At 63.0% G+C, this 24,067-nt stretch carries 18 protein-coding genes; 11 read left to right on the top strand and 7 right to left on the bottom strand.

Annotation, left to right across the window (positions count from 1 at the left end):
- Positions 1-40 precede the first annotated feature (40 nt).
- Genes pucL through GN300_RS21305 form a run of 4 tightly spaced genes read left to right on the top strand, consistent with a single transcriptional unit; the run spans position 41 to position 5,832 of the window.
- On the top strand, positions 41-943 hold the full coding sequence (pucL, locus tag GN300_RS21320; RefSeq protein ID WP_030535035.1) for a factor-independent urate hydroxylase: 903 nt from the start codon (positions 41-43) through the stop codon (positions 941-943).
- Positions 944-996: 53 nt separating this feature from the next.
- Positions 997-2,310, top strand: coding sequence for an 8-oxoguanine deaminase (locus tag GN300_RS21315; protein WP_233405709.1), 1,314 nt, complete (start codon positions 997-999; stop codon positions 2,308-2,310).
- Positions 2,311-2,317: 7 nt separating this feature from the next.
- Positions 2,318-3,127, top strand: coding sequence for an FAD binding domain-containing protein (locus GN300_RS21310; RefSeq protein WP_030535037.1), 810 nt, complete (start codon positions 2,318-2,320; stop codon positions 3,125-3,127).
- A complete protein-coding gene (locus GN300_RS21305) occupies positions 3,124-5,832 on the top strand; it encodes a molybdopterin cofactor-binding domain-containing protein (protein ID WP_063316649.1) in 2,709 nt (902 codons plus the stop codon). The genes GN300_RS21310 and GN300_RS21305 overlap by 4 nt, the downstream gene beginning before the upstream one ends.
- Here GN300_RS21305 and lat read toward each other — a convergent pair.
- Together lat and GN300_RS21295 are read right to left on the bottom strand one after the other, a co-directional pair.
- On the bottom strand, positions 5,829-7,157 hold the full coding sequence (gene lat, locus GN300_RS21300; protein ID WP_042922145.1) for an L-lysine 6-transaminase: 1,329 nt from the start codon (positions 7,155-7,157) through the stop codon (positions 5,829-5,831). The genes GN300_RS21305 and lat overlap by 4 nt on opposite strands.
- Positions 7,158-7,222: 65 nt before the next feature.
- Positions 7,223-7,687: an Lrp/AsnC family transcriptional regulator gene (locus tag GN300_RS21295; RefSeq protein ID WP_003940830.1), complete on the bottom strand. Its 465-nt coding sequence runs from the start codon at positions 7,685-7,687 to the stop codon at positions 7,223-7,225.
- Between the two features lie 30 nt (positions 7,688-7,717).
- Between GN300_RS21295 and GN300_RS21290 the strand changes: the two genes are divergently transcribed.
- Positions 7,718-9,013, top strand: a complete 1,296-nt coding sequence (locus GN300_RS21290; protein WP_063316650.1) for a 2-oxoadipate dioxygenase/decarboxylase family protein — start codon at positions 7,718-7,720, stop codon at positions 9,011-9,013.
- Positions 9,000-10,505, top strand: coding sequence for an aldehyde dehydrogenase family protein (locus GN300_RS21285; protein ID WP_063316651.1), 1,506 nt, complete (start codon positions 9,000-9,002; stop codon positions 10,503-10,505). The genes GN300_RS21290 and GN300_RS21285 overlap by 14 nt, the downstream gene beginning before the upstream one ends.
- On the opposite strand, the gene GN300_RS21280 is transcribed toward GN300_RS21285, so the two are convergent.
- From GN300_RS21280 to GN300_RS21270, 3 genes are read right to left on the bottom strand one after another with little or no spacing between them, the layout of a single operon-like run.
- Entirely contained in the window at positions 10,456-11,241 is a 786-nt protein-coding gene (locus tag GN300_RS21280) for an alpha/beta fold hydrolase (RefSeq protein ID WP_063316652.1), read from the bottom strand. The genes GN300_RS21285 and GN300_RS21280 overlap by 50 nt on opposite strands.
- Positions 11,238-12,302, bottom strand: a complete 1,065-nt coding sequence (locus GN300_RS21275) for an isopenicillin N synthase family oxygenase (protein WP_063316653.1) — start codon at positions 12,300-12,302, stop codon at positions 11,238-11,240. The genes GN300_RS21280 and GN300_RS21275 overlap by 4 nt, the downstream gene beginning before the upstream one ends.
- Positions 12,283-13,674, bottom strand: a complete 1,392-nt coding sequence (locus GN300_RS21270; RefSeq protein WP_007727244.1) for a uracil-xanthine permease family protein — start codon at positions 13,672-13,674, stop codon at positions 12,283-12,285. The genes GN300_RS21275 and GN300_RS21270 overlap by 20 nt, the downstream gene beginning before the upstream one ends.
- Before the next feature lie 134 nt (positions 13,675-13,808).
- Here GN300_RS21270 and GN300_RS21265 point away from each other — a divergent pair, with 134 nt between their 5' ends.
- From GN300_RS21265 to GN300_RS21255, 3 genes are read left to right on the top strand one after another with little or no spacing between them, the layout of a single operon-like run.
- Complete coding sequence (locus GN300_RS21265) at positions 13,809-14,372, top strand: helix-turn-helix domain-containing protein (protein WP_007727247.1); 564 nt, start codon at positions 13,809-13,811, stop codon at positions 14,370-14,372.
- Positions 14,373-14,427: 55 nt separating this feature from the next.
- Positions 14,428-15,432 (top strand): acyl-CoA dehydrogenase family protein, encoded by a 1,005-nt coding sequence (locus GN300_RS21260; protein ID WP_082845799.1) that lies wholly within the window; start codon positions 14,428-14,430, stop codon positions 15,430-15,432.
- A 34-nt stretch (positions 15,433-15,466) separates the two neighbouring features.
- Positions 15,467-16,558 carry an N-formylglutamate amidohydrolase gene (locus tag GN300_RS21255; protein ID WP_047271740.1) on the top strand — a complete coding sequence of 364 codons (1,092 nt, stop codon included), beginning with the start codon at positions 15,467-15,469 and terminating at the stop codon, positions 16,556-16,558.
- 38 nt (positions 16,559-16,596) lie between these two features.
- Here the strand turns inward: GN300_RS21255 and GN300_RS21250 are convergent, their stop codons facing one another.
- Positions 16,597-17,928, bottom strand: a complete 1,332-nt coding sequence (locus GN300_RS21250; protein WP_003940851.1) for an anaerobic C4-dicarboxylate transporter family protein — start codon at positions 17,926-17,928, stop codon at positions 16,597-16,599.
- Between the two features lie 106 nt (positions 17,929-18,034).
- On the opposite strand from GN300_RS21250, the gene GN300_RS21245 reads away from it, so the two are divergent.
- Positions 18,035-22,582, top strand: a complete 4,548-nt coding sequence (locus tag GN300_RS21245) for an ATP-dependent helicase (RefSeq protein WP_063316753.1) — start codon at positions 18,035-18,037, stop codon at positions 22,580-22,582.
- A gap of 78 nt (positions 22,583-22,660) precedes the next feature.
- A complete protein-coding gene (locus tag GN300_RS21240) occupies positions 22,661-23,452 on the top strand; it encodes a DNA-formamidopyrimidine glycosylase family protein (protein WP_058039070.1) in 792 nt (263 codons plus the stop codon).
- Here the strand turns inward: GN300_RS21240 and GN300_RS21235 are convergent.
- On the bottom strand, positions 23,439-24,008 hold the full coding sequence (locus GN300_RS21235; RefSeq protein ID WP_007727263.1) for a TetR/AcrR family transcriptional regulator: 570 nt from the start codon (positions 24,006-24,008) through the stop codon (positions 23,439-23,441). The genes GN300_RS21240 and GN300_RS21235 overlap by 14 nt on opposite strands.
- Between the last annotated feature and the right edge of the window lie 59 nt (positions 24,009-24,067).

Here is a 24,067-nt window from a genome sequence, read left to right as displayed (position 1 = left end):
GACCGGCGACATCACAACCGGCAGTACGAACACCGAACGGTTGAGCGGATCGATCGAACTATCGGGTCACCAGTACGGCAAAGCGGAAAATCGAGTAGTCCGAATCTATCGAGACACCCCCCGTCACGAAATTCACGACATCAACGTCTCCACCTGCCTGCGTGGAGATTTCGCCGACGCATACCTCACCGGTGATCAATCGAAGGTTCTGCCGACCGACACGCAGAAACAAACGGCCTACTCCTACGCCAAGGAAAAGGGTCTGATCTCGATCGAGACGTACGGACTCGAACTCGCCCGTCATTTCGTCGACGACATCGAACCGGTCAGTGGCGCGCGGATCGAGATCGAGGAATACGCCTGGGAGCGTGCGATTGTCGACGGCAGCGAGCACGACTACACCTGGATTCGGAAGGGTCAGGAAGTTCGGACGGCGTCGATCACCATCGCCGATACCGGGACATGGGTGATCGGCGGTCTGAAGGACCTCGTGATCCTCAAATCGACCGGTAGTGAGTTCTCGGGTTTTCTCGAAGATCCGTACACCGTTCTCGAGCCGACCGACGACCGCGTCATGGCGACGACGTTGGTCGCCCAGTGGCGATTCGTCACCACCGACGTCGACTGGGAATCGGTCTACGCGGGCATCAAGGCACAGATCGTCAAGCAGTTCGCACAGGTACATTCACTTGCCCTGCAGCAGACGCTCTTCCACATCGGCAAGGCAATCCTCGAGGAATTCCCGATCATCGCGGAGGTTCGACTGTCCGCACCCAACAAGCATCATTTCGAATATGCACTCGGCCGCTTCGGAGTGGAGAACGACAACGAGGTGTTCCACGCTGCGGATCGTCCGTACGGCCTGATCCAAGCTGCGGTCAGCCGATCCGACGCACCAGACGCGGGACCGTCGTGGACCACCTACGCCGGTTGGTTGTCGTGACCGAATCAGCTCTCGGGGCAACACTCGTCGTGGCGGGCGCTCATGTGGTCACGATGGACGGCGACCGCTCCGAGTACTCCGACGGATATGTGGTGATCTCGGGCAACAAGATCGTCGACGTCGGCGCCGGAACGCTACCCGAATACCCGGGTGCGCAAGTGATCGACGGGAGTGGTTGCCTGATCACGCCGGGTCTGGTCAACACACATCATCATCTCTACCAATGGATCACCCGAGGCCTGGCCGCGGACTCGACGCTTTTCGAGTGGCTGACCACCCTGTACCCCGTCTGGGCGGGTATCGACGCCGACGCCGTCCACGTGGCGGCCACCGGCGGCCTCACGTGGTTGGCGAAAACCGGATGTACGACCACCACCGACCACCACTACGTCGTTCCCCGCGACGCCGGCGACGTTTTCGAGGCCGAGATCACCGCGGCTGCGCAGGTCGGCCTTCGATTCCACCCCTGTCGTGGGTCGATGGATCTCGGCCAGAGTTCCGGCGGCCTGCCACCGGATCACGTCGTGGAAAAACTCGATGACATCCTGACCGGCACGCAGTCGGTGATCGACCGTTGGCACGACCCGAATCCCGGATCGATGCTGCAGATCGCGGTAGCTCCCTGCTCACCCTTCTCGGTGACGGAGGCATTGCTCCGCGAGTCCGCGACGCTGGCCCGCGAAAACGGCGTGCGTATGCACACGCATCTGGCCGAGACACTGGACGAGGAGAGATTCTGCCGCGAGCATTTCGGTTGCACGCCGGTCGAATACATGGAACGAGTCGGCTGGGTGGGCCCGGACGTCTGGTACGCCCACGCAGTCCATCTCGACGACGCCGGTATCGAGACGATGGCGCGAACCGGAACTGCGGCGGCGCACTGCCCGACCTCCAACGCGCGCCTGGGAGCCGGTATCGCCCGTGCCGCCGATCTGGTGAACGGCGGGGTCACCGTGGGGCTCGGCGTGGACGGCGCGGCGAGCAATGAAGCTTGCAGCCTGATCGAGGAGTCTCGTCATGCACTTCTGTTTGCTCGCGCGAAGGGCGGACCGCAGACGATGACGGTGCGAAAAGCCTTGGAATTGGGAACGATCGCCGGCGCACGAGTTCTGGGCCGCGAGGGCGAAATCGGATCGATCGAGGTCGGAAAACTTGCCGACCTGGCGGTGTGGAAACTCGACACCGTCGCGCATGCCGGCATCACCGATCCGGTGGCGGCGCTCGTACTCGGCTCGACTCCCCCGCTGAAGTTACTGCTCGTCAACGGGCGAATCGTAGTTGCCGACGGACGAGTCACCACCGTCGACGAGGACGTCGTGGCCTCGGATGTCGCACGCGCACACCGCGATCTACTCGGAAAGGCTTGAGGTCGCGATGGACCTGCACAGCGTCGACGAAGTTCTGGTGCCGCGGACCCGCGCCGAACTCCCCTGTGCGTCACCCGGCATCGGGTTCATCGGTGGCGGCACCTGGCTGTACTCGGAACCGCAGCCGCACCTGACCACCCTTGTCGACCTTGCGGGCTTCGACTGGGAAGCTGTGGCGGTCGGCGATCTCGGTCTCGAGATCGCGGCCACCTGCACCATCGAGGAACTGTGCCGCGCCGAACTTCCCGCATCCTGGCGCGCCGCAGCGCTGTTCCAACACTGCGCTGACGCACTACTCGCATCGTGGAAGGTGTTGCGATACGCGACAGTCGGCGGCAACATCGCGCTCTCCTTCCCGGCCGGAGCGATGACGACTCTGTGTACCGCTCTCGATGCCGAACTGACGATCTGGCGTCCGGACGGTACCGAATACTCGTTCCCGGTAGTCGATTTCGTTATCGACGATTCTCGAAACGTACTCAGGTCCGGCGAGATCATCCGCAGTATCCGGATTCCCGTGCATGCATTGACTGCACGTACCGCGATGCGAAAGCTGGCTCAGACGTCACTCGGGCGATCGGCCGTAGCCGTGGCCGGACGCTGCGGCGCCGACGGTTTCACGCTGGCGATCACCGCCGCGACCCGCCGTCCGTACGCTCTCAAATTCGACGAACTCCCCGACGCCACAGCACTTGCGGATGCGTTGCGCAGCAGGATTCCGGAAGACGCCTACTTCACCGATGTCCATGGAACTGCGCCGTGGCGGAAGGCGATGACCGAGCTTCTTGCCGAAGAAATCCGAGGTGAACTGGAATGAAGTACTCGGTGGACGGAGTTCCGCGCGACGACCAGCCCCGCCCAGGACAGTGCCTGCGAACTTTCCTCCGCGAGCACGGAGCGAACTCCGTCAAGAAGGGGTGCGATGCCGGAGACTGCGGCGCCTGCTCGGTGCTGGTCGACGGACACCCCACCCATTCGTGCATATTTCCCGCCCATCGCATCGACGGCCGCGACGTCGTCACCGCCTCCGGTCTCGGAACCCCGGAGAAACTTCACCCCATTCAACAGGCATTCGTGGACGCGGGCGGATTCCAATGCGGTTTCTGTACAGCGGGAATGGTAGTCACCGCATCAGCGTTGTCGGTCGAGCAAAAATCCGATCTCGCGTGCTCGATGAAAGGTAACCTGTGCCGCTGCACCGGTTATCGGTCCATTCGTGACGCTCTCGCCGGTACATCCAATACGGAGACTGTCAAAATAGGTGGAGCACAAGGGCGTTCGATCGCAGCACCGGCGTCCGCGCGCATCGTCACGGGAACCGAGCAGTACACCATGGACTTCTCCCCGGGTGAGAAGCCGGTCGACCTGCTTCACGTCGCAGTACTCGGCAGTCCGCACGCACACGCACACATAACGCGGATAGACACGGCAGCAGCCGAAGCGGCGCCGGGCGTCGCCGCGGTCCTCACTTTTCATGACAGTCCGGACGTGCTGTTCTCGACCGCCCGGCACGAGGACCGCAACGACGATCCGGACGACACGCGGGTGTTCGACAGGACCGTCCGTTTCCGCGGCCAGCGCGTCGCCGCGGTCATCGCCGAAACCCCGACGCAGGCGGAACGTGCACTCTCGCTGATCGAAGTCGACTACGAGGTACACGACGCGGTATTCGAACCAGATCTGGCGCGTTCCCCCGGCGCTCCGCTCCTACACGGCGACAAAGACGAGAGCTCGCGGATCGCCGAAGTCCCTCGCAACGTGGTTGCCGCGCTTCACGATGGTGTCGGCGATCTGGACCGTGCGCTCGCGGATGCCACTGCAGTCGTCGAAGGTACGTGGAAAACTGCGCGAGTCCAGCACGTGGCCTTGGAAACTCACGGCGCAGTGGGGTGGCTCGACGAGGACGGCCGTCTCGTCATCAGAAGCAGCACACAGGTGCCGTTTCTGGTTCGGGACGAATTGGCGCACATCTTCGATCTCGATCGCAGCCGAATCCGGGTGTTCGCCAAGCGGGTCGGTGGAGGCTTCGGCGGGAAGCAGGAACTACTCACCGAAGATCTGGTCGCACTCGCCGTCCTGCGAACGGGTAGGCCCGTTGCTTACGAGTTCAGCCGCAGCGATCAGTTCACCATCGCACCGTCACGGCACCCGATGCGAGTTTCGGTTCGCGCCGGCGCCGATGCCGACGGAACTCTCACTGCACTGGCCATCGACGTCCTTTCCGACGCCGGGGCGTACGGGAACCATTCGATCGGAGTCATGTTCCACGGTTGCGCCGAATCCATGGCGGTCTATCGCGCTGCAACCAAACGCGTCGACGCCGAAGCGGTCTACACGAACAACGTTCCGTCCGGCGCCTTCCGTGGTTACGGGCTCGGCCAGATCATCTTCGCCGTCGAATCGGCCATGGATCAGCTCGCTGATCGTCTCGGCATGGACCCCTTCGAGTTTCGGCGGCGAAACGTCGTCGTACCCGGAGACGATTTTGTCGACTGGCACGTCGAGGACGGTGATCTCGAATTCGGCAGCTACGGACTGGACCAGTGCATCGACCTCGTCGACAGTGCACTGTCGAGCGGACGCGGAGAGGCTGCACCGGCAGGGTCGCGTTGGCAGATCGGTCGGGGCATGGCAATTGCCATGATCGCGACGATCCCGCCGCGTGGTCACTTCTCCGACACCACCGTCGCACTCGAGGCCGACGGTCGGTACGTCGTGAACATCGGCACCGCTGAGTTCGGCAACGGAACCACTACGATTCACCAACAGATCGCGGCCACCGAATTGCGGACGACAGTCGATCGCATCACGATTGTTCAATCCGACACCGATGCCGGCGGATACGACACCGGAGCATTCGGGTCGACAGGAACGGTGGTCGCCGGAAAGGCGCTCCTGATCGCCTGCGAGCGCCTTCGCGAGCGGATACTGACCCGTGCGGTGCGATCGAGCGGTCGCGGCGCGCAGATCGACGACCTTTCGCCGGACGGTGTCGAAACGTCCCACGGTTGCCTCGATTTCGCGACGCTACTCGAAGGTGGCCCGCTCGCCGCTGACGGTCGCCACGACGGGACACCGCGCTCGGTCTCGTTCAACGTTCACGGTTTTCGCGTTGCCGTCGACACGAACACCGGCCGGGTGAAGATCCTGCAGTCGGTTCAGGCCGCCGATGCCGGCACCGTCATGAACCCGGCACAACTGCGCGGGCAGGTGGAAGGCGGTGTGGGACAAGCGCTCGGCGCTGCGCTGTCGGAGGAGATCGTCATCGAAGAAGGTCGGGTGATCAATCCGCAGTTGCGCAATTATCACGTTCCCCAGATCGGGGATCTGCCGATCACCGAAGTACTGTTTGCCGACACGTACGACAAGCTCGGGCCTTTCGGCGCGAAATCGATGAGTGAGGCCCCCTTCAATCCTGTAGCACCGGCGTTGGCAAACGCGATTGCCAACGCGTGTGGAGTGCGTATGTACTCCACACCGATGACACCGGATCGAGTGTGGGAACAGCTACAGAGGCCCTAGGTCTCGCGTGCGAGCACGCGCTCGACCGCGTCGACCGCGTCGTCCAGCTCACTGGTGGTCACCGTCAGCGCGGGCCGGAATCTGATTCCCCTCTTCCCGGTGGGCAGTATCATCACGTGCTCGTCTTCACGCAGTCGCTGTACGACGCGATCGCGAAGGTCACTGTCTTCCAGAGTGATCGCGCACATGAGGCCACGACCGCGCGGCTCGGTTGCCGCCGCGTACCGCCCGCAGACTTCGGTCAACCGGGCAAGGAGATGCGCACCCGTGAATCGCACGCGGTCGATCAGTCGGTCCTGCTCGACGACTTCGAGTATCCGCCGGGCACGAACCATGTCGGTGAGGTTGCCACCCCACGTCGAATTGATCCGAGAACTGACGTGAAACACGTTGTCATGCACTTCATCCACGCGCCCGCCGGCCATGATTCCGCACACCTGCGTTTTCTTGCCGAACGCCACCACATCCGGACTCAGACCCAATTGTTGGTAGGCCCAGGCAGTTCCGGTGATTCCGCAACCGGTCTGTACTTCGTCGAGAATGAAGAGGGCGTCGTTTTCGTGGCACAACTCCTGCATCGCCTGCAGAAATTCCGGCCTGAGGTGATGGTCGCCGCCCTCGCCCTGGATCGGCTCGGCGATGAAACAGGCAATGTCGTCGGGGTTGTCGGCGAAAGCTCGGCGCGCTTGATCGAGAGCTTGCCTCTCCGCAGCTTCGACATCGCGGCCGTCTGCCAGGTACGGCGAGTCGATACGTGGCCAGTCGAACTTGGGGAATCGCGCGACCTTGCCCGGTTCGGTGTTGGTGAGCGACATCGTGTAGCCACTGCGGCCGTGAAAAGCCTCGGTCAGGTGCAGGACCTTTGTCCCCAGATCTGCTGACAACCCACGGCTTTCGTTCCACCGACTCTTCCAGTCGAAGGCAACCTTGAGTGCATTTTCCACCGCCAGGGCTCCGCCGTCGACGAAGAACAAGTGTGGGAGTGCCGAATCCCCCAGTACCCGAGCGAAAGCCGCCACGAAGCGCGCCATGGGTTCGGTGTAGATGTCGGAGTTACTCGGCTTGTTGGAGGCCACGACAGCCAACTCCTGTTGAAACTCCTCGTCGCCTGTGATCGCAGGGTGATTCATACCCAGGGCCGAAGAGCCGAAGAAACCGAACATGTCCAGATACTCGGTTCCGTCTCGCAGGTCACGGAGATAGGAACCCCGCGACCCTTCGACGTCGAGAATCAGATCGAATCCGTCGACGAGGATGCTGGCCTTCAACACGTCGTAGACCGGAAAGAGCGCACTGTCACCGAAGTCTCGCATCGCAGTACTCATACGCGAAGGCTATGTCAATTTTCCGGGAGTGTCGATAGAGGACCGTAAAAGTTATTGAACAAGCGTCATTCGTCGTAAAAAGTTTGTAGGATGATGGTGCTTCGTGTGTTGACGTTGGCTGCCGTACGGATCTCCTGCAGCAATCGCTCCAACGCCCGAGGTGACGCCACCCGGACCAGGAGGACGTAGCTTTCGCTCCCGGCCACCGAGTGACACGAGACGACCGCCGGCAGATGACGCAAGCGGGCAGGCGCATCGTCGGGCTGCGAGGGATCGAGAGGAGTGATGGCGACAAATGCGGACAGATTGTGACCGAGTGCCTCCGGATCGATCTTCGCGGAGTACCCACGGATCACCTTGCGAGATTCCAAACGACGCACTCGCGACTGGACTGCGGAGATCGAGAGTCCAGCCTTTTCAGCAAGACTCGCGAGAGTGGCACGGCCGTCCAAGACCAATTCACGCATCAAGAGTCGATCGGTTTCGTCGACCGGAACACCGGCAACGTCACTGGTTTCTGTTTCTCGCACCTGCGCAGGCTAACGCAATCGGACATTCGTATGGTTGAAACCTGGGAGCTACGTGCACGGTTCGCAGCGGCCCTCGCCAAGATGTATGGCGACGAGGTCCCCGCTTACAACACCTTGGTAGATGTAACGATGCAGGTGAACCGTGATTTTGCCGCCGAACATCCGGATTCTGCGGAGCGCCTGGGCAGCCTGGCGAGAGTCAGCGCCGAGCGTCACGGCGCCATCAGACTGGGGACTCTCGACGAACTACGTGACGTAGCCACCGTCTTCGGCGGATTCGGTATGTTTCCGGTCGGCTATTACGACCTCCGGCTCACCGACTCCCCCATTCCCGTTGTCTCGACGGCATTTCGCCCCACCGATCCCGCCGAACTCGCCCAGAACCCGTTCCGCGTTTTCACCTCGGTGCTGACCAGTTCCGATTCCAGGTTCTTCGACACCGACCTCGAGCGTCGGATCACCAGGTTCCTGCGTCGCCGGACCCTGTTCTCTCCCGAACTTCTGCAGTGGGCACGGCAATCGAGTCGCGAGGGCGGGCTGACGGAGCCCGCGGCGACACAGTTCGTCGATGCAGCGACCTCGGCGTTTCGGCTCGGCACCGATCCCATCGACGCGGGCTGGTACCGCGAACTCGCCGCAATCTCGCCGGTCGCTGCAGACATTGCGGGGCAGGGCTCGACCCACGTCAATCACCTCACCCCGCGAGTGCTCGACATCGACGAGTTGTACCGCCGCATGACCGAGCGCGGTATCACCATGATCGACCGCATCCAAGGCCCGCCGAGATGGAGCGGACCACCACTACTTCTGCGGCAGACGTCGTTTCGTGCATTGGCCGAAGACAGACTCTTCCGTCAGTACGACGGATCGGTCACCACTGAGCCCGTCCGCGTCAGATTCGGCGAGGTGGAGGCACGCGGAATCGCGTTGACCCGCAGCGGGCGAGCGATCTACGACCGACTGATCGCCACGCCCGAGGACGCCGATTGGGACAGCGAATTTCCGCACTCCGAAAGCGAACTCGATGCCGCGGGGTTGGCGTACTTCACGTACCGAAACGAAGGAACTGTTGTCGTCCGCGACCCGATCGTCTACGAGGACTTCCTACCTGCCTCCGCGGCCGGGATCTTCGCATCCAATCTCGATTCCGTGACCGGATTCGTTTCCGATGCGCCCGGCGCCGAATACGGGCAGGATCGATTGGAGGGCGCCATCGACCGCACCATCGAAGATCCGTTCGAGCTGTACCGCGCACAACAAGAGGCGTCACGTGCCGTGCTGCCTCCCGCCCACAACAACAGAGGACTCCCCAGTGAACCTGCCTGATTCTTCGAGCCTCGCCGATCGCGCCGAAAGCGCCCTTGCCGCGTGCGGTGTCGAGTGGCCCGCCGGCGACCTGAGCGCACGAACCCCCATCACCGGTACACAACTGCGTACCGTTCGGCAGCACTCCGGCCGAGAGGTCGACGACGCCGTCGAGGCGGCTCATCGTGCGTTCCTCACCTGGCGAACCGTTCCCGCTCCGGCGCGCGGCGCGGTCGTACGCCGGCTGGGCAGCTTACTGACCGAGCACAAGGATGACCTCGCGGAAATCGTGACGTTGGAGGCCGGGAAGGTCACCTCGGAGGCTCTCGGCGAGGTACAGGAGATGATCGACATCTGCGAGTTCGCCGTCGGTCTCTCCCGGCAGCTCTACGGACGCACCATGCCGTCCGAGCGTCCCGGACACCGGTTGACGGAAACGTGGCACCCTCTCGGCGTTGTCGGGGTCATCTCCGCGTTCAACTTTCCCGTCGCGGTGTGGTCGTGGAATACCGCCATCGCTCTCGTGTGCGGCGACGCCGTCGTCTGGAAGCCTTCGGAGACCACGCCGCTGACTGCGCTGGCATGTGACGCCCTCCTCCGACGCGCCCTCGCCGACTGTGATGCACCGATCGACGTGCACCAGTTGATCATCGGCGGACGCGATGTCGGTGAGGCCTTGGTGGTCAACCCACTGGTGGCCTTGGTCAGCGCCACCGGTTCCGTGCGAATGGGCCGCGCGGTGGCTCCGCGGGTCGCCGAACGCTTCGGGCGAAGCCTCCTCGAGTTGGGTGGCAACAACGCCGCAGTCGTCACACCGTCGGCAGATCTCGAGCTTGCCGTACGCGGAATCGTGTTCTCCGCCGCCGGAACTGCGGGGCAGCGGTGCACCTCACTTCGTCGGCTCATCGTGCACGAGTCGATCGCCGATCACGTCGTCGAGCGCGTTGCGGCCGCGTACGCACAGCTCGAGGTCGGCAGTCCCTTCGATTCCGGTGTTCTGGTCGGGCCGCTGATCAACGAAGCCGCGTTCGAGACGATGCAGAAATCGCTCTCGGCCGCACGCGCGGACGGCGGAACTGTGGTGTGTGGCGGGGACCGCGTCGGCGATTCCGGGTTCTACGTGACACCTGCCCTCGTTCGTATGCCCGCACAGACCGAGGTGGTGCGGGCGGAGACTTTTGCACCCATCCTCTACGTCTTGACCTACACCGACTTCGACGACGCCATTGCGCTGCACAACGGCGTACCTCAAGGACTCTCGTCCTCGATCTTCACACTCGACCAGCGAGAAGCAGAGCGCTTCCTCGCCGCCGACGGCTCCGATTGCGGCATCGCGAACGTGAACATCGGAACGTCCGGTGCGGAGATCGGCGGCGCATTCGGCGGGGAGAAGGAGACTGGCGGCGGACGCGAATCGGGTTCGGATTCGTGGAAGGCATACATGCGCCGAGCCACCAATACCGTCAATTACTCGGACCAGCTTCCGCTGGCTCAAGGGGTCGAGTTCGGCTGAACACCTGCCGGGCGAAATCGGTGATCGCGTCGATCAACTCCGGGAGCGCCGACAACTGCGGTGCATGGTCGGTGCCCAGGCTGACCACCTGGGCACCGGGGACAAGTCTCTGCATGGCGCGTTGAGCCTCGATCGGCACGGTTCGATCCAGCGTGCATTCGACATACAACCTCGGCACGGTTCCGAATCGCTCTTCCGTCCAGACCGGTGCCATCAGGCGGGCTGACTCCAGTTGTGGAACGAGCATGCGCGCGGCGAAGATCGCATCAGCCACCGGCGCTTCGTGGAAGAACACAGCGGCACCGGCTTCGGGCGGTACCACCGTCGCATCCCCGTCGTCGGCGGGGACCAACCAACGTGAGATCCCGACCGGACTTTCCAGACCGAGTTCGATGCAGAGCATCCCGAAGTCCGTCTGCGATGGAAGCATCATCCCTGCGACGTACACAAGACCCGTTACCCGCGAAGGCAGCAACTCAGCCACCTGTGAGGTCACGATGCCACCGCCGGAGTGACCAACGAGGGCGCACTGCCCGTCCAAGGACTCGACAACTGCCACAACATGTTCGGCAACGACATCGAGATCGATCATGTCGTCTGAGTTCCAACTTCCCGAGCCGGGAAGCTCCACCACAACAGGATTGAAGCCGGCCGATTTCAGTGGGCCACACACACGATCCCAGACCCAACCGCCGGCCCATGCTCCGTGGATCAGGACGATGTTCCGTGCACTCACTGCTTGACCTCGAGCTCTGCAGCCGAAAGTACCCGAGCCGCCTCACGACCTGCGGCGGCGTTGGACTTCCCCTGCCTCGACCCGGCCAATTTGGCCTTGATGTGATCGCGAACCGTAATGGGTTCGTACTCCAAGCCGGAGTCGTCCTGAAAACTCGGCAAGGTCGCAATCACCGCGTCGACGTTTCCGTCATGGAAGAAGGCCGCCGATCGCCGGCGCTTGATGGTGCCGTTCACCACCGGAGGCGCAACTCGGTGCAGCGTGGACATCCACCTGTCGTTGGTCAGTCGCGCGGTGAGATCCCCGAGGTTGACCAGTAGCGCGCCGTCGTGCGGCCAGACATCGTGCCAGCGTCGGTCGGTCCCGAGCACTTGCAAACCTTCGACCTGATCCGCCCACAGCACGGTGACCAGCCCGAAATCGGTATGTTCGCCCATCCCCTTCAACTCACCGTCCAACGTCACTGTCCCTTCGGGTAACGCGTAGTTGTTCATCCGCAGTACGTCGATGGAGTGGTCGGTGATCGACTCGAAGAATCCTGGGGTCAGCCCGAGCGCGTCTTCGAAAATGGTGGTCAGTGTGCGTGCCACCCGCTCGCCATGGGCGTAGTAATTCTCCACCCGCTCCGTGAAACCAGACACTGCGGGCCACAGGTTGATTCCGTAATCGTCCTCCGACAGTTCGAGTTCGGTGAATGATCGGGCTTCGGTTCCGACGTTGAAGGCCTCGAAAAAGTCGTTCATTCTGGTCGCGGATTCGACGCCGAGGCTCAGGCTCAGCGACTCACTCTTGGGCGGGCTGTACCCACGATTCGCGCCCTCGATTCGGTAGCCCGACTTCGTCTCCATCGGCAGCCCGAAGAAGTCGTCCATCGCTTCGGCGAGGCCGGAAGAAACAGCGGCCGGAACACCGTGGCCCCGAATCTGCATGAAACCTACAGTCCGACAAGCATGGTCGACTTCGGCAGCCACTCGCGCCTTGTCTTGGTCGGCACCACCGAGCACGTAAGGCGAGATGTCGACGACGGGCACTTCGAAGGGATCAGACTGGGACTGTGACACTGGCGTCTCCTGCAGAGCTGGTGGCGGGTTCAGATTTTGCAGTAGCATGGAGGCTCTCTCGCGATCGCCTCGCGAGTTCACCGAGTCGGGTGTGATTGAACAGCAGATTGAGCGAAAAGGCCGAGGCCGCAGCCAAGGTGATGCCGCTACCGAGGAGGATCTGAGCCGAGGAGGGGAATCGCTCGAACATCCCCTCCGCAAATTCCGGAAGAATACCGATCCCCACCGATACAGCGGCGATCGTGGTGTTGATCGGGTCGCTGAGATCGACCTTGCGCAGCGTGTTGATTCCGACCACGGCGACAGTGGAGAACAAGATGATTCCGACGCCGCCGACCACCGGATCAGGCAGGGCTGCAACCACTTCACCCATTCGCGGGATGAGGCCGAGGACGATCAGAATGGCACCGCTGGTAGCGGTCACGTACCGGCTGTACACCCGGGTCGTGGCAACGGCGCCGACATTCTGCGAGAAGACGGTGTCGACAAAGGCATTGAAGATTCCGCCCAGAACTCCCGACATCCCGTCGGCCACCAGCCCTCGTGCGAGATCTGCTTTCTTCAAAGGCTTTCCGGTGATCTCGCTGACTGCCAGCATGCTCGCCGTCGATTCTGCGAAGACGACTGCCATGACGATACTCATCGCCACCACGGCGGTGACGGGAAACTCCGGAGCGCCGAAGTGGAACGGCATCGGGAAGCCCACCCAGGCCGAGCCGCCGACGCCACTCAGATCGATCAGGCCCATCGGGATGGCGATCACGGTGCCGATCACTAGTGCCATCAGTACACCGAGCTGCGTCCACATCCCGCGGCCGAGGCAGATGAAGGCCACCGCGACCACAACGACTGCGGCAGCCAGCGCCAGATTCTTCGGGTCGGCGAACGACGGGGAGGTGGGGTCGTTTCCGACGATCAGTCCTCCTGCGACACCGATCAACGAGATGCCGATGACTGTGAGGACGACGCCGGTAACCAGGGGTGGGAAGTATCGGACGATCTTGGCGAACGGCACGGCCAAGGCAATGCCGACTACGCCACCGACCAGCATGGACCCGTACACCGCCTGCAGGCCGTACTCCTTGGCGATCAGAATCATCGGCGTCAGCCCGGCGAAGGTCGCCCCGCAGACGATCGGCAGCCGGACACCGGCGACCTTCCCGACGCCCAGGCTCTGAATGATCGTGATGATGCCTGCAACGAGCAAGTCCGCGCTGATCAGCATCGCGACTGTGCTGCGGTCCAGCCCTACGGCGGCACCGAAAACCAGCGGAACCGTGATGCAGCCGGTGTACATGATGAGGACGTGCTGAAGAGCAAAAGCAGACTGGCGGGCAAATGGGAGCCGCTGGTCGACAGGATGGATGGCCATGCGCCGATCTCCGTCCGAAGCTGGAAGTGTTTCGTGTACGGGACTATTCAGCACGTCGATAATTTCTTACCGTGGTCGAATTTGTTTCGTCTGTGTAATCAAAACTTTCACCAGAGCACTGCTATCTTCGGCACATGGACGACGACCAGAAGGCGATAGCGACCGCAATCGGGGCTGCCGTGCGGACGGCGCGAAAAGAAGCCGGACTGACGTTGCGCGAGGTTGCCGTGAAGTCGGGCTTGTCCCAGCCCTTCCTGAGCCAGACCGAAAACGGCCACGCAGTACCCAGTGTCATGAACCTTCATCGCCTCGCGCAATCGCTCGGCACCACGGCGCACGCACTCTTGGCACAGGGTGAGCGAACTCCGTCCAGCCTCGTCCGCGCCGGCGAGGGGCGAACCTTCGAACTGGCACACGATTCGGTGATTCGATTCTGCTCCACCGGCTCACGGACCATGGAACCCAACGAGATCACGGCAGCACCTCATTCCGAGGCAGGTGAGCACACCGAGCACGCCGGCGAAGAGTTCATTCATGTTCTCGAAGGATCTGTCGAGGTCGAGGTGGGACTGGACGAGCATCACGTTCTTCACGTAGGCGACACCCTCCTCTACACCTCGACCATCCCGCACCGGTGGTTCAATCGCACCGATGCGGTCGCGAGGTTCCTCATCGTGAGTTCGCCGCCCTCGTTCTAGATGCGCGGCTGAGGTTCCACACCACAACCCCCCGCTCACGGCTTACCCTGACAGCGTGACCATGTGGCCGGAACTTGCGCGCGAAATCGCCGATACCGTTCTGTTTCCCGTCGCCGACAGCGTCGACGCCGACGGAGAAATCCCCAGCAGCCATTTCGACGCGCTCGCCGCCGACGGCTTCTACGGCATCGCCGCCCTCGGTGAGGGTGGCCCCAGCAGCGAAGAACTGGTCGAGGTCCTCGAAACCTTGTGCGGCGGTTGCCTCGCGACGACGTTCACCTGGATGCAGCATCACGGCGTCGTCGGAGCCCTGGCGGCGAGTCCCAATGCACCTCTGCGCGAACAATACTGGGACGGTCTGGTTTCCGGCACGATTCGCGGTGGGGTTGCCTATGCCGGCGCCATCCCCCGCCCACCGCTCCTGTGGGCGAAGCGGGTGAACGACGGCTACGTCCTCGACGGGATCGCCCCCTTCGTCACCGGTTGGGGCATCGTCGATGTTCTCTTGGTGTCGGCGCGCGACGAGTTCGACAATTCCATCGTTCATTCCGTCGTACCGGTGGGCGAGGCCCCGGGTCTGACGATCGAGGAGCTTCCACTGATCGCGGCGCGCGGAAGCAACACCGTCCGAATCGTGTTCGACGCTTTCGAAATTCCCGATACCGACGTCTGTGCTGTCGTCAGCGACGAACAATTCCAGAGCACCCAGCTCCCCGGCTTGTGGCTCAACGGCGCGATGGCCATGGGCATCACCCGCCGCGCTGTCACCGAACTTGCGGATCTGGGAGTCGACACCGACGCGTTCGAGGAACAAGCCACCCGGGCGCGCGCCGATCTCGATGCAGCACTGCGCGACGGCGGCGACATGTCGGCCGCCCGCGCCCGAGCGTCGGAACTTGCGATACGCGCGTCGGCCGCACTCGTGGCTGCGACCGGAAGCCGCGCTCTGGTCGGCAGCAACACCCCCGAGCGGCTCATGCGTGAAGCCACCTTCACTCTTGTCGCGGCTGGTCGCCCGGAGATCAAAACGGCTCTCGTGGAACGACTCACCGGATACTGAGTACGCAAGGTTGTACTCGATTACGCTGGGATTCATGACCAGTGGAGAACCAGTACTCATCCCGGCCGGAACCGTGTTCACGGCGGAGGACCTGACGTTCTATGCCGATCGTGACTCCCGCAGTCTCGACGACGCCATCGCCGACGCCGACCTTCTTGTCAGTTGCCCACACTCGGGTTCCGCGATTCCAGCAGAACTCTCACGCTTTCTCGCACCCGAGTTCACACAGCGGCTGCAGTTCGACTTCACCGACATGTCCACCAGTCCCATCGTGCGCCGTTGGGCCGAAATCGATTCGCGCATCGTGTACGTCGAGAATCCGCACCCTCGCATGATTCGCGATCCCAACCGTGCGAAGCCCGAAAACCTGGAAGCGTCACTGCGCGAGGCCTTCGCCCGCGTCCACGAGGCCGGTGCCGGCAACAAAGCGGACCTCGCCGGTGTCGACGCAGTTCGCCCTGTCACCTTCTCGTTCTACCCCCTGCTGCTCGAGCCTACCGACGACGCGGGTTGGAAGGACCTCGCCGAGACCTTCACCGAGACAGCTGAACACGGTTTGGGCGTCTACGAGAGAACTCGCGACGCACTGATCGAAGCCATGGTGGCGAAGAGCTTCGAACTCGGTCGATCGTTCACGACCTTGTCGTTCCACGACACGATGAACCACACCACCCGGCAGGACGGCGCCGTCAATGTCGAACGGCCGGAAGCAGATCGGCTCCCCGACGTCGTCGCGCTCTCCAATCGTGGCGACCACGACGGCAATCGACGCGGCGACAATCCCGTGACGATGGATCCGGAGCTCATACGCACACTTGCGATCTCACATCGCAAGGGATTTCAGGTCGACGATCCGGATGCCGTCGCTCTCAATCAGCCGTACCTCGGCAGTTTCGAAATCATCCGAGCCGGAGCGAGATTCGCCGAATTGAGCGCCCGCGCCGCCGAAGCCGGGATCACGTTGAGCGCGGTTCAGGCCGAATTCAAACGAGAATTCCTACTGGGAGACGAACTGGCCGCCTACATCATGGAACCCGGCGTCGACTGGCCGACACCCGATGCCGAGCGGGTGGACCAACTCGCCCACGCGTGCAAGGCGAGCTGGGACCACTACCGCAACAGCTGACTCAGCGCTGTTACTCAGGGCTGACTCAGCCGCAATACTCAACCGAGCACCACTCCGAACAACGCGCCGGCCGCAATCGTCGTGACGGCCAAGATGATGGTCGGCAGGAAGAACGAGTGGTCGACGAGCTTGGAACCGAGCTTCGTGCTGCCCGAGAGGTCGAAGTTCGCAGCCGCGATCTGCGAACCGTTTGTCGGCAACAGATAGACGCCGGCAAACGCTCCGGCCCACATTCCGCTCACCAGACCGGGTGCAATCCCGGCAGCGAGACCGATCGGCACGATGGTCCTCGTAGCGGTCGACTGACTGGTCGTCAGTACACAGACCAGGAAGACACCGAGCGCGAAGATCCACGGCGCGGCGTTGACCCAGTCGCCGACGGTGCTCGTGATCAGCTCGGAATGGGCGCTGATGAACGTGTCCGTCAGCCATGCCAGACCGAACAGCGCGATGGCCGAGACCATACCGGCACGGAACACCGTCGACGACGGCACGTCGGCGACATTCGGGCGGCACACCAGCAGGATCAACGTACCCACGACGAACATCAGCATTTCGATGATCGGTGTCATCCCCATCGGAGTACCGTCGGCAGCTTCGGGACGAATCCCCTTGAACAGGCCGAAGATCACGATAGCCAGGACGCCGGCCAGGAAGATCAGTGCCGCGTTTCGTCCGGTCTTCGTCGAGACGAGTTCGGTCTTGGAAGCTGCACCAGGTCCGGCCAATTCGCCCGACTTCATCTTCGCCTGTATCTCCGGGTCGTCGTCGAGATCTTTGCCGAGTCGGTTGACCGCGATGGAGGAAAGGACGATGCCGACAACAGCAGCCGGGAAGGTGATCTTGATGATGTCGATGAGTTCGAAATCGTAGGGCGGCACGTCGGTCAGCGTGACCATTGCCGCCATTGCCGCGGACACCGGACTACACGCCAGCGCCACACCGGTCGAGACAACTGACAGCGACAGCGGTCGTGACGGCCGCACACCGTTCTTGTACGAGACGTCGTAGATGACGGGGAGCAGTGGGTAGAGGATGTTGGACGTGCCGGCACCGACCGAGAACAGGAATGACACCAACGGCGCGATCAGCGTGATCTGTTTCGGGCGAGATTCGATCAACTTGGCCGCGATGGTGACCATCCAGTCGATACCACCGGCCGCCTGCATCATCGACGACGCGAGGACGACGGACAGGACGATGAGGAGAGCGTCGACCGGCGGACTGCCGACGTCCTCTCCGAAGACGAACACGAGGACGGCAACACCTGCGCCGCCCCACAGACCGAGAGCGACACCGCTCGATCTGGTACCCATGACAATCGCCCCGAGCACTACCGCCAGCTCGAGGACAATCTTGACTGCTTCCATCAGGCACTCGCCTTCTCGATAACAAGAGAATCGCTATAACAGGGCAAATAGTATGCTCTGCACTTCGGCTGCAGGCACGAACACGCTGTCGGTGGGAAGGGGCAATATGGTGGTCGTGACCAACGTCCTCGGTAGGTTCTCGCCCGCCACACGCGAGTGGTTCGGCGGGGCTTTCAGCGCGCCGACTGCTGCGCAGCTCGGTGCCTGGGAATCCATCGCGAGTGGCTCTCACACTCTTGTCGTCGCACCCACCGGCTCCGGCAAGACATTGTCGGCGTTCCTGTGGGCGCTCGATCAACTCGCCGCCAAGGACGAAGGCGAACGCGCCACCAAAGTCCTCTACATTTCGCCGCTCAAAGCGCTGGGTGTGGACGTCGAGCGGAACCTTCGCGCGCCGCTGGTCGGCATCACGCAGACGGCGAAGCGTCTGGGCCTCACCCCGCCCGAGATCACCGTCGGTGTCCGTTCCGGCGATACGTCCCAGGCCGATCGACGCTCGTTGATCAAACGTCCTCCGGACATCCTGATCACCACGCCTGAGTCGTTGTTCCTGATGCTCACCTCCGCTGCCCGGGAAACACTGGTCGGTGTCGACACCGTGATCGTCGACGAGGTTCACGCGGTGGCGGGTACCAAGCGTGGCTCGCACCTTGCGCTCTCACTGGAACGCCTGGACGGCTTGCTCGAGCGTCCGGCGCAACGCATCGGATTGTCGGCCACTGTCCGTCCGCACGAGGAGATCGGGCGGTTCCTCGCCGGTTCGGCACCGATCCGAATCGTGGCACCGCCTGCCGCCAAGACATTCGACCTCACGGTCCGTGTTCCCGTCGAGGACATGACCGAACTGGGGATCGCGACGCCGGACGACGGCTCCGAATCTCCCACCCCGCAAGCCGGTTCGATCTGGCCCCACGTCGAGGAACAGATCGTCGACCTCGTTCTCGACCACCGATCGTCCATCGTGTTCGCCAACTCTCGCCGCCTCGCCGAACGATTGACAGCCAGGCTCAACGAGATTCATGCAGAACGCATCGGTCTGGCCGTCGAGAAAACATCTCGCCCGCCCGCGCAGATCGGGGCTCCCACCGAGGTCAACTACGGCGCAGAACCCCTCCTTGCTCGCGCCCACCACGGATCGGTCAGCAAAGACCAGCGAGCCCTCATCGAAGACGACCTCAAATCGGGTCGATTGCGATGCGTCGTCGCCACCAGCAGTCTCGAACTCGGAATCGACATGGGCGCCGTCGACTTGGTCATCCAGGTGGAGGCACCGCCTTCTGTTGCCAGCGGCCTGCAACGTGTCGGTCGCGCCGGCCACCAGGTCGGCGAGATATCGCGAGGCGTCGTCTTCCCCAAGCATCGCACCGACCTGATTCATTGCGCGGTGACCGTCGAGCGCATGGTCGAAGGCAAGATCGAAGCGATGGCCGTTCCGGCCAATCCCCTCGACATCCTCGCTCAGCAAACTGTTGCGGCCACCGCTCTCGAACCGATCGACGTCGACGACTGGTTCGAGACGGTGCGCCGAAGCGGTTCCTTTGCAACGCTTCCCCGTTCGGCGTACGAATCGACTCTGGACTTGCTGGCGGGGCGGTACCCCTCGGACGAGTTCGCCGAGTTACGTCCTCGCCTTGTCTGGGATCGTGAGTCCAACACGCTCACGGGCCGCCCGGGTTCGCAGCGTTTGGCCGTCACTTCCGGCGGCGCAATCCCCGACCGCGGCCTCTTCACCGTCTACATGGTTGGCGAGAAAGCGTCCCGCGTCGGCGAACTCGACGAGGAAATGGTCTACGAATCCCGGGTCGGCGACGTCTTCGCGCTCGGCGCCACCAGTTGGCGGATCGAGGAGATCACCTTCGATCGGGTTCTGGTCAGCCCCGCCTACGGCATGCCGGGTCGTTTGCCCTTCTGGCACGGCGACGGACTCGGTCGCCCCGCCGAACTCGGACAGGCGTTGGGGCAGTTCGTCCGCGAAACGGCTCTCGGCAACGAAGCCGACGTCGTCGAGCGTTGCCGCGTGGGCGGGCTCGATCACAACGCCACAACCAATCTGATCCAACTCGTCGGTGAGCAGAAAAATGCCACCGGGCAGGTGCCGTCGGATCGAACCCTGGTGGTTGAACGCTTCCGCGACGAACTCGGTGACTGGCGTCTGGTGCTGCATTCCCCGTACGGCCAACGGGTTCACGCACCGTGGGCCCTCGCCATCGGGGCGCGCCTGCAGGAACGATACGGCGTCGATTCCAGCCCGACGGCCTCCGACGACGGCATCATCATCCGACTCCCCGACACCGAGAACGAACCTCCCGGCGCCGAACTGTTCGCCTTCGACGTCGAGGACATCGAAGATCTGGTCACCCAAGAGGTGGGCGGCTCCGCGCTCTTCGCTTCCCGATTCCGCGAATGTGCCGCCCGCGCACTGCTTCTCCCCCGCCGCAATCCCGGAAAACGTGCACCGCTGTGGCAGCAGCGTCAGCGGTCGGCGCAACTGCTGGACGTCGCCCGCAAGTTCCCGACCTTCCCGATCCTGCTCGAGACCGTACGCGAGTGCTTGCAGGACGTTTACGACCTGCCTGCACTGAAGGAATTGTTCGGCAAGATCGAGAAAAGGCAGATTCGAATCGTCGAGGTGGAGACGGCCTCTCCGTCTCCGTTCGCCAGTGCGCTCCTGTTCAACTACGTGGGTGCGTTCATGTACGAGGGCGACAGCCCCCTCGCCGAGCGACGCGCCGCCGCTTTGTCCTTGGACTCCACGCTGTTGGCCGAACTCCTCGGCCGCGTCGAACTGCGCGAGCTCCTCGACGCCGGAGTGATCGAGCAGGCCGAACGTGAACTGCAACGGCTCGTCCCTGACCGAAAGGCCAAGGACCTCGAGGGTGTTGCCGATCTCCTCCGCATGCTCGGCCCGCTGACCACCGAAGAAGTCACCGAACGCTGTCTCGAGGACCCGGTCTCATGGCTCGAGAAGTTGGTTACGGACAAACGCGCCCTCCACGTCTCGTATGCGGGCGAGAGCTGGTGGACCGTCGTCGAAGATGCAGCGCGGCTTCGCGATGGACTCGGCGTTCCCCTACCCATCGGCGTTCCGGCCGCGTTCATCGAGCCGGTCGATCAACCACTCGACGACCTCCTGAGCCGGTACGCCCGCACCCACGGTCCCTTCACTCTCGCCGACGCGGCTGCACGCTTCGGTCTCGGAGTATCAGTCGCGCGTGACGTTCTCGGTCGGCTCGCGCTCGAAAAGCGGGTCCTGGAAGGTGAATTCCGCCCGTCTGCAACCGGGAGCGAATGGTGCGACGCCGAGGTCCTGCGTCGCTTGCGGCGTCGCTCGCTCGCCGCGGCACGGCAGGAGGTCGAGCCGGTCAGCACCGCGACCCTCGGGCGATTCCTTCCCAGTTGGCAGCACGTGGGCGGCACGCTGCGAGGAATCGACGGTGTTGCAACGGTGGTCGATCAACTTGCCGGCGTTCCGATTCCGGCGTCCGCTCTCGAATCGTTGATCCTGCCGAGCCGAGTTGCCGACTACTCTCCCGCGATGTTGGACGAACTCACGTCGACGGGTGAAGTCCTGTGGTCCGGATCGGGAGCTATCTCGGGCAAAGACGGGTGGGTAGTGCTGCACCCCGCCGACCTGGCACCGATCACGCTCAATTCGCCCGCCGACACCGACGTCTCGGAATTGCAGAAGCGCATCCTCGACCTGCTGTCCGGCGGCGGTGCCTACTTCTTCCGCCAGTTGGTCGACGCGTTGCGAACTACGGAGTCGGCTGCGGACACGGTCGACAGTGCGGTGACAACGGCACTGTGGGAGTTGGTGTGGCTCGGACACATCGGTAACGACACCGTTGCGCCGCTGCGCGCACTTCTCTCCGACACCACCAGAACAACAACCAGTCACCGATCACCTCGCCGTGTTCCGCGGGCCCGTCCGTACCGCGGAATGGCCCGCGCTTCCACGCCCGCGCGCACGGGACCGGCAACCGCCTCCGGTCGGTGGTTCCAGCTGCCAGGTATCGAACCTGACCCCACTATCCGGGCGCACGCCACGGCTGATCTGCTGCTCGAACGATACGGCGTCGTCACCCGCGGTTCGGTGATGAGCGAGAACGTGCCGGGCGGTTTCGCGTTGATCTACAAGGTACTGAGCACGTTCGAGGACAACGGGCGCGCTCGACGCGGATACTTCGTGGACACCCTGGGCGGCGCTCAATTCTCGACGCCTCCCGTGGTGGACCGCTTGCGGACGTTCGGTGATTCCATCGAGGGGCGCCACACCTCCTCGGCTGCAGTCACTCTCGCGGCGTGCGATCCGGCAAACCCGTACGGCGCGGCGCTGCCGTGGCCGGCGTCGGGGGGCGAAGAGTCACCAGGACACCGACCCGGGCGCAAAGCCGGCGCATTGGTAGTTCTGGTGGAGGGTGAGTTGGTTCTGTTCGTCGAGCGCGGCGGTCGCACGATCCTGACATTCACCGACGACGGCGGAACGTTGCGCCTGGCAGCACTGTCACTTGCTCAGAAGGTGACTTCTCGCGCCATCGACAAGTTGGTAGTGGAGAAGGTCGACGGAGAGACCATCCACGGCAACGATTTTGCTCCGGTCCTGGTCGAAGCCGGCTTCGCGGCCACCCCTCGCGGATTCCGGTTGCGGTCATGAGGATTGGGGTCATGATGATTGAGGTCATGATGATTGAGATCGTGGAAGTTGAGATCCTGAAGTGTGGGTGCGGCGACCATGCCTGAGGGCGATACCGTGTGGCGGGCCGCCAATGAACTGCGCGCTGCCCTGGCCGAGAAGGTACTCACCACCTGCGACGTCCGCGTTCCTCGTTACGCCACGGTTGATCTGTCGGGCCATCGCGTGGATTCCGTCGCCAGCCGCGGAAAACATCTCCTGATCCGAGTGGGCGATGCGTCCATTCACACGCATCTGAAGATGGAAGGTCAGTGGCAGATTTATCGCCCCGGCGAGCGCTGGCGCCGACCCGCCCATCAAGCGCGCATCATCTTGGCCACCGAAGACTCTGTAGCAGTTGGCTTTTCACTGGGAATCACCGAGATCCTCGAACTCGGGCAGGAACAGGAGGCCGTCGGACATCTCGGACCGGATCTGCTCGGGACCGATTGGGACAGTTCCGTGGCCGCCCGAAATCTACGGGCCGCCGACTCCGTACCGATCGGAATCGCGCTCCTGGATCAGCGGGTGATGGCCGGACTGGGCAACGTGTACCGAAACGAGATCTGCTTCCTACGAGGTATTCACCCGAAAACGCCGACACATCTCGCGGGGAATCTCGACGCGATAGTGGATCTGTCTTTTCGCACCATCAACGTCAACAAGTCACGTCGCATCCGGGTCACCACCGGCGACACCCGCCCCGGTAGGCAGACATGGGTGTACGGCAGACGCGGAAAACCATGCCGCCGTTGCGGAACTCGCATCAGAGAAGACACCCTCGGACCGGATCAGCTCACCGAGCGAAATATCTTCTTCTGCCCGGCCTGCCAGCCCTTCACGCCTGGTTAGCGTTGATCAGCAGCCTGACGCAGTGGCGGACAAATCGATCACGGTCCACGACGATCGTGCCGTCCAGATAACCGATGAACAGTGTGAACAACGCCCCGACCAGTCCGACTGCCACCAGTTGCTTGTCCACGGGATCAGCGATCTCGGACAACTGGTCGTACACCAGGTCGACGAACGCCGGCATCGATTCGATACCGCGGCCGCTCAGAACGGGTTCCGAGAGCGGGGCGATCAGGAGCACTCTCCCCATCGCCGGATCGTCGACCATCAGCTTGACGAAAGCGTCGACCGCAGCGGTGGCGACGGCCTCGGATGTCGTCTCCGACTCCACTGCCGACGCAAGCGCCGACTGCGCGCGCTCGGCGACAAACGTGTGGACCGCGACAACGTACTGATCGCGATCGGTGAAGCTTTCGTAGAAGTACCGCTCGGTCAGACCGGCAGCCTTGCAGACCGCACGCACGTTGACGGCCGGACCGTCGACCGCACCGAGCAGTGTCACTCCGACGTCGAACAACGTCGCCTTTCGAGTGGCCCTGCGTTCTTCGATGCTCACAACTTCCCCACTTCGCCGACACTTGATCTTCAATGCACCCGGTATTCGATCCTTGACTA

It is taken from the genome of Rhodococcus sp. Ni2 (assembly GCF_021352185.1).
Lineage (GTDB): Bacteria > Actinomycetota > Actinomycetes > Mycobacteriales > Mycobacteriaceae > Rhodococcus_F > Rhodococcus_F qingshengii.
Note: the sequence above shows the minus strand (reverse complement) of the source record. Positions and strands in the feature narration are given on the sequence as shown.

Bases quoted from the DNA above. Each gene is read 5' to 3' on its own strand.
- GN300_RS21305 (WP_063316649.1), top strand. From the start codon at position 3,124: ATGAAGTACTCGGTGGACGGAGTTCCGCGCGACGACCAGCCCCGCCCA.
- GN300_RS21245 (WP_063316753.1), top strand. From the start codon at position 18,035: ATGGTGGTCGTGACCAACGTCCTCGGTAGGTTCTCGCCCGCCACACGC.
- GN300_RS21310 (WP_030535037.1), top strand. From the start codon at position 2,318: ATGGACCTGCACAGCGTCGACGAAGTTCTGGTGCCGCGGACCCGCGCC.
- GN300_RS21255 (WP_047271740.1), top strand. From the start codon at position 15,467: ATGACCAGTGGAGAACCAGTACTCATCCCGGCCGGAACCGTGTTCACG.
- GN300_RS21290 (WP_063316650.1), top strand. From the start codon at position 7,718: ATGGTTGAAACCTGGGAGCTACGTGCACGGTTCGCAGCGGCCCTCGCC.
- GN300_RS21240 (WP_058039070.1), top strand. From the start codon at position 22,661: ATGCCTGAGGGCGATACCGTGTGGCGGGCCGCCAATGAACTGCGCGCT.
- GN300_RS21270 (WP_007727244.1), bottom strand. From the start codon at position 13,674: ATGGCCATCCATCCTGTCGACCAGCGGCTCCCATTTGCCCGCCAGTCT.
- lat (WP_042922145.1), bottom strand. From the start codon at position 7,157: ATGAGTACTGCGATGCGAGACTTCGGTGACAGTGCGCTCTTTCCGGTC.
- GN300_RS21315 (WP_233405709.1), top strand. From the start codon at position 997: ATGGACGGCGACCGCTCCGAGTACTCCGACGGATATGTGGTGATCTCG.
- GN300_RS21250 (WP_003940851.1), bottom strand. From the start codon at position 17,928: ATGGAAGCAGTCAAGATTGTCCTCGAGCTGGCGGTAGTGCTCGGGGCG.
- GN300_RS21265 (WP_007727247.1), top strand. From the start codon at position 13,809: ATGGACGACGACCAGAAGGCGATAGCGACCGCAATCGGGGCTGCCGTG.